Here is a 5,578-nt window from a genome sequence, read left to right on the forward strand (position 1 = left end):
CAGCAAGATCCGGCTGTTCCACACGCGGGGCGTCCCACACCGGGACGCCCCGCCTGTTTCATTTCTCGCCGGAAATAACCCGATCGGGGGAATCCGTGCCCGAGAATTGTCATCTTTTTCGGCACAATGAATCGGGCGGGTTGCGTTAAAATCCTGGCTGAACTCGGCGAAACGGGCAGCGGAAACGCAACGCAGGGGGGCTGATGAGCGAAGTACCACCGGCCGCGCCGATCCAGGTCGGCAGCGGAGGTAGTCCCGGCGGCTACAAGTTCGAGCCCGGCCAGGTCGACGCCGTGCTCAAGCAGTGGCAGGACCTCTACGAGGAACTCCAAACGGACATCAACAATGCGCGGAAAGTCGCCTTGGTCCGGCCGCCGGGCGCTGAATTCGCCAGCCGCCTCTTCGTCGACTCCGGCGCTGAGGAATCCGGCCACTCGCTCCTCGAACAGCACGAACGGATGCGGGACTACGTGCTGAACTACATCCACGCGCTCCAAGCAGCGTCGGGCAAGGTCCAGCAGGGCGAGCAACTCGCGACCGAGGCAGTCAGCAGCCAGAAGCCGGGTTTCTGATGCGTACCTTCACCCGGCTCACCGTGTGCACCGTCGCCGCCCTCGCACTGCTCACCGCATGCACCGGGAAGACAGGGACCACCGACGGCTCGGCTTCACCCGCACCGACCGGCGAGGCCACGGACAACGGCGCGCCCAAGGTGCCCGCCGCCCTCAACGTCGACGGCATCCTCACCGATCCCTGCAGCGCACTCTCGGCGGCGCAGCAGGACGACATCGGCATGGTCAAGCCGGGGAAGGCGAACCAGGGTCCCACCGGACCGGCGTGCCGATGGCACTCAGCGTCCTCGAGCCTGAACTCGGTGGAAGTCAGCCCATTCACCGCGAACAAGAACGGCCTCTCCGACATCTACGCCCAGAAGGCCGGCAAGCCCTACTTCGAGCCGGTCACGGTCGCGGGCTACCCCGCCGTGTCGACCGATGTCTCGGACCTGCGCTCCAGCGGCGACTGCCCGCTCTGGGTCGGCGTGAGCGATCAGCTCGTCGTCGTGGTCACCGCCCAGCTCGGCGAGGGGAAGAACCGGGCCACGCCCTGTGTGGTGGCCCAGAGAGTCGCCGAAGCGATGATCCAGCATCTCAAGGAAGCGGCTTGAGAGCCGTGGCACCGAGCGCTTGAGGAGGGTGGGACACCGTGGGGAATACAGCCAACTCTGTCGGCAAGGGACTCAAGGGCGCCGCCGCCGGGGCCGTGGCCGGGTCGGTCGTGCCCGTGGTGGGGACCGCGGCCGGCGCGGTGGTGGGCGGTCTCGTCGGTCTGTTCAGCGGGGGCCCGGACGCCCGGCACGCCGAGGCGGACATCGGCGGTCAGTCGATCGACGCCCGGGCGATCTGGGAACAGATCAGCCCGGGGAACACCCATTCGCTTGACGAAGGTTCCGGCGCCGCCAAAGCCCTTCAAGAAGTCCACGCGGCCCGGTCCCGGCAGATCGACGCGCTCAACAAGACGATGGACGCCGCCTGGCAAGGCGGTGGCGCGTCGGCCGCACAGGCCGGTGCCCACCCGCTGGCCATCTGGCTCGACTCGTCGGCGAACAAGCTGCGGCAGAGCCACACGTACCTCACCAACCAGGCGGAGTCGTTCCACACCGTCAAGGGCAAGGTGCAGGAGATCGCGAAGAAGCCGCCGTCGGCCGGGTTCCTGGACGGGCTCAACCCGTTCAGCGACAAGGACGACGAGATCAACAAGTACAACGAGCAGGGCAGGACGAACGTCGCCGCGTTCGCCGCCTACTACCAGGCGAGTGCGCAGAACGCCGGCGGTATGCCGCAGTACCAGGCCTGGGAGGGCAACAACCTCTCCGAGCCCGGCGGTGGCGGGCACTTCGGCGGCGGGGGCGGCGGAAGCTTCGGCGGCGGCGCTGGTGGTGGTGGCGGTGGCGGTGGCGGTGGCGGTGGCGGTGGCGGTGGCGGTGGCGGTGGCTCCTTCGGGAGCGGTGGCGCGGGCACCGGTTCGTTCACCCGGCCCACGACCGAGCCGCCGCGGTTCGACGCCACCCCGCCGGGCTCCCCACCGCCGGGCACCACGCCGCCGGGCGGGAACCACCCCGCACCGGACTTCCCCGGTTCCGGACCGGGCCGGTTCGGCGACGGGACGAACTCGGCCGGGTACCTCGCGCCGGACTCCGCCGCGAGCGGGTTCGGCCCTGTCGGCGGCGGGTTCGGCCCCGTCGGCAGCGGTGGCTTCGGTCCGGGCGGCGGCAGTGCCGGCAGTGCTGACGCCGGCGGGTTCGCGGGCGGGTTCGGTCCGGGCGCGGGCGCCCTCTCCGGAACCGGCGAGCCCGCGACCGGTGGCGGCCCCCGGGGCGCCGGTGGCGCGGCGGGCGTCCGGGCCGGTGCGACCGGCGCCGGCGGGATGGGCGGCATGGGGCACGGCGCCGGCAAGGGCGGAAAGGGCGCCGAAGACGAAGAGCACACCAGCAAGTACCTCATCGCCGAGGACCCGAACGAGCTCTTCGGCTCGGACACGCTGACCGCTCCGCCGGTCATCGGCGAATGACCCCGAGGGACGCCCGTGCTCGACCAGCCCACCAGATTCACCATCCCGACGCTGCTCAACCTGATCAAGCGCCGTGGCGGTGAAGCACACCAGACCTTTTCCGAGACGCCGACCTTCTACGACGAGACCGCCGAGCGCGCGCTAAACCAGCAGGTCGACGCGGTGCTGACCCAGTCGGGCCTCTTGGGGCCCCGGGGCATGGACCCCGACCTGCTCGCCCTGCTCGAGTCGCTGTCGCAACCGCAGCTGGAGTTCTACGGCTGGTTCGACGGGGAGTTCGAGGACGACAGCCCACCGAAGTTCTCCGCGTTCTCCGGCAGCGGCAACGGCGGCGGCTTCGTGCTCATCCGGGTCAGCGGTGAGGAGACCGTGGTCCTGCAGCGGCAGCGGACCGACCGGACCCTGCCGACGTTCCTCGAACTGATCCCGGCGGGTCACCCGGCCGCCGGCCAGCCACTCATCACCAGCAAGAGCGAGTTCGACAGCGGCCGGGCCACCACGGCCGGGGACGTCCCGCAGACCATCCTGCAGAAGCCGCCGGCGCGCGGCGGACCGCTGTCGCCGCTCAAGGAGATGAAGCGGATCATCGGCCTGCCGAGGACCGGCGCGGGAACGTTGTACGTCGCGGGCCGCCGGGGGCCCGGCACCCGACGGCGGCGCTGCCCACGGCCGATCAACTTCATCGACACCGCCGAGGGCCGCTGGCTGATGGAGGAACGGCCCGGCCGCGGGGACTCGCTCGTCGTGTTCACTCCCGGCACGCCCCAGGCGATCGGTGAGCGGCTGCGCAACGCCCAGAGCGCGCTGAACTGAGGTGGCCGGCGCCCCGCCTTTACGCTTTTCGGGGAACCTCGGACACCTCGGCGGCGTCGGAGGAGAATGGGCGGGGACGCGAAGGGGATGGATCGGGATGGGTAACGAGGTCAACATGTCCGCGCCGGCCGGTGGTGGCGGCGGCTTCACGTTCGACGCCGACAAGATCGACGGCGTCATCAAGAAGTGGCAGGACCTGCAGGCCGACCTGAAGCGCGACTACGACGACGCCAACCTGATGGCGAACGTGAAGGCGCCCGGCAAGGAGTTCGCGAGCGGCGACTGGGAGAAGCTCGCGAACCCGTCCGGCAAGGCGTTCCTCGAGCAGAACCAGAAGATGCAGGACTACGTCAAGAACTACATCGACGCGCTCACCGCCGCGAAGCAGAAGATCACCACCAAGGAGTCGGACGCCTACACCGACCTTTCGAAGACGGGGAACCAGGCCACGTGAACCGACGACTCATCGCCGTCCCGGCGCTGGCCTTCGCCGTGCTCGCCGTCGCCGGCTGCGCCGGCAAGACCCGGGGCACCGCCAACCCGGCGCCGTCCACCGCCGAATCGAGCACCGAGACCACCCGGTCCACCGCCGACACCGCGCCGCGGGTGCCGAGGCCGCTGGACACCGCGTCGATCACGTCGGACGCCTGTGCCACGATCGACGCTTCCGGGCGCTCCACGCTGGCCCTGGGCGAGGGCACCCCGCGCACCACGGGCAACGGCCCGAGCTGCACGTTCCAGGAAGCCGCCGACCCCGGCAACCAGATCGACGTCACGACGGTCACGGCGAACAAGAACGGGCTGCAGGACGTCTACGACACCAAGGCCAACGACGCCTACTTCGGCGAGTCCCAGGCCTACGGGTACCCGTCCGTCTACGCCGCGGCGGTGGACGGGCGCAAGAGCGGCAAGTGCGGTCTGTTCGTCGGCGTGACCGACCAGCTGGCGGTCAACATCCTGGTGCAGTACGACCACGGCGCCGGGGTGTCGGACCCGTGCTCGGTGGCGCAGAAGTTCGGCGAAGCGATGATCCACGCCTTGGGAGGCTGAGATGCTGGAACTGGTGCTCCTGGGCGGCTTCGCCGCCTACAACCTGGCCACCACGCATTCGGACGACCACACGTCGGTCCAGGGCGACCGCAAGATCGACTGCTACGACATCTGGGAGAAGATCACCACCGGTCCCGGCGCCGGTTCGATCGAGAACGGGCAGTCGGCGGCGAGCCGGCTGAAGGGCGCCTACTCCGAACGCCTCGGCACCATCGACGCACTGGCCAAGGAGATGGACGCGGCCTGGACGGGCGGCGGCGCCGAAGCGGCGCAGAACGCCGGCGCACACCCGCTGCGGGTGTGGATGGAGGACTCCGGCACCAAGCTCACCGACTCCGACAAGTACCTCGGTGAACAGCACAACGCCTTCACCACGGTGCACGCGCAGGTGCAGCAGGTGCCGAAGGACCCGCCGAAGAACAACCTGCTCAACGCGGTGACGCCGTGGACGACCGACACCGACCGGGCGATCCGCGACTACAACGCCAAGGGCCAGGCCAACGTCGACGCCTTCAACACCTACTACAAGGCGAGCAACGACAACGGCCAGAAGATGCCGACGTACTCGGCGCTCCAGGGCCAGCAGGAGAACGTCAACGTCGACAGCGGCAAGGACGGCAAGAAGAAGCCGGGTGGCAAGGACGGCAACGGCTCGGGAGACGGCAACGGGACCGGCACCGGCACCGGCACCGGGACCGGCACGGGACCCGGCGGCGTGAACATGCCCGGCCCAGGTGGCGTCCCGTCGTTCCCCGGCCAGCCGAACACCCCTGGTGGCAGCTTCGACCCGTCGAAGGTGCCGGGCTTCGACGACCGCTCCAACACGCCGAACTTCGACCCCTCGAAGATCCCCGGCGGGAACTACGACCCGTCCCGGCTCCCCGGGGGCAGCAACTACACCCCGCCGAACTTCAGCGACGGCACCCACTCGTCGGGGTTCACGCCGCCGAAGATCCCCGGGGCCGGCGGCTTCGGGCCCGGCGGCTCGGGCGGAGCGGGTGACTTCTCCATCCCCGGCGGCGGCTTCGGCCCCGGCGGCTCGGGCGGCATCGGCGACCCGGCGGCGGGCTTCGGACCGGGCGGCGGTGGCTTCGGGCCGGGCGGCGGCTTCGGCCCCGGCAGCTCGACCGGTGCCATGCCCGGTGGC

At 70.2% G+C, this 5,578-nt stretch carries 7 protein-coding genes; all 7 read left to right on the plus strand.

What is annotated here, in order from left to right; genetic code table 11:
- Positions 1-203: 203 nt before the first annotated feature.
- Positions 204-572 (plus strand): hypothetical protein, encoded by a 369-nt coding sequence (locus ACFVYA_RS49250; protein ID WP_387055497.1) that lies wholly within the window; start codon positions 204-206, stop codon positions 570-572.
- Positions 572-1,165 carry a DUF3558 domain-containing protein gene (locus ACFVYA_RS49255; RefSeq protein WP_387055499.1) on the plus strand — a complete coding sequence of 198 codons (594 nt, stop codon included), beginning with the start codon at positions 572-574 and terminating at the stop codon, positions 1,163-1,165. The genes ACFVYA_RS49250 and ACFVYA_RS49255 overlap by 1 nt, the downstream gene beginning before the upstream one ends.
- Positions 1,166-1,203: 38 nt before the next feature.
- Positions 1,204-2,568, plus strand: a complete 1,365-nt coding sequence (locus ACFVYA_RS49260; protein ID WP_387055501.1) for a hypothetical protein — start codon at positions 1,204-1,206, stop codon at positions 2,566-2,568.
- Between the two features lie 15 nt (positions 2,569-2,583).
- The gene (locus ACFVYA_RS49265) at positions 2,584-3,381 is read left to right on the plus strand and encodes an ESX secretion-associated protein EspG (RefSeq protein ID WP_387055503.1); all 798 of its coding nucleotides are present in this window, start codon (positions 2,584-2,586) and stop codon (positions 3,379-3,381) included.
- A 97-nt stretch (positions 3,382-3,478) separates the two neighbouring features.
- On the plus strand, positions 3,479-3,835 hold the full coding sequence (locus tag ACFVYA_RS49270; protein WP_285987446.1) for a hypothetical protein: 357 nt from the start codon (positions 3,479-3,481) through the stop codon (positions 3,833-3,835).
- A complete protein-coding gene (locus ACFVYA_RS49275; protein ID WP_387055506.1) occupies positions 3,832-4,431 on the plus strand; it encodes a DUF3558 domain-containing protein in 600 nt (199 codons plus the stop codon). The genes ACFVYA_RS49270 and ACFVYA_RS49275 overlap by 4 nt, the downstream gene beginning before the upstream one ends.
- Position 4,432: 1 nt before the next feature.
- Positions 4,433-5,578: hypothetical protein (locus ACFVYA_RS49280; protein ID WP_387055508.1), on the plus strand; the 1,146-nt coding region annotated here is incomplete at its 3' end.

Source organism: Amycolatopsis sp. NPDC058278, assembly GCF_042881395.1.
Lineage (GTDB): Bacteria > Actinomycetota > Actinomycetes > Mycobacteriales > Pseudonocardiaceae > Amycolatopsis.

Excerpts from the sequence above, each read along its gene's own strand:
- ACFVYA_RS49250 (WP_387055497.1), top strand. The coding sequence starts at position 204 with ATGAGCGAAGTACCACCGGCCGCGCCGATCCAGGTCGGCAGCGGAGGT.
- ACFVYA_RS49255 (WP_387055499.1), top strand. The coding sequence starts at position 572 with ATGCGTACCTTCACCCGGCTCACCGTGTGCACCGTCGCCGCCCTCGCA.
- ACFVYA_RS49270 (WP_285987446.1), top strand. The coding sequence starts at position 3,479 with ATGGGTAACGAGGTCAACATGTCCGCGCCGGCCGGTGGTGGCGGCGGC.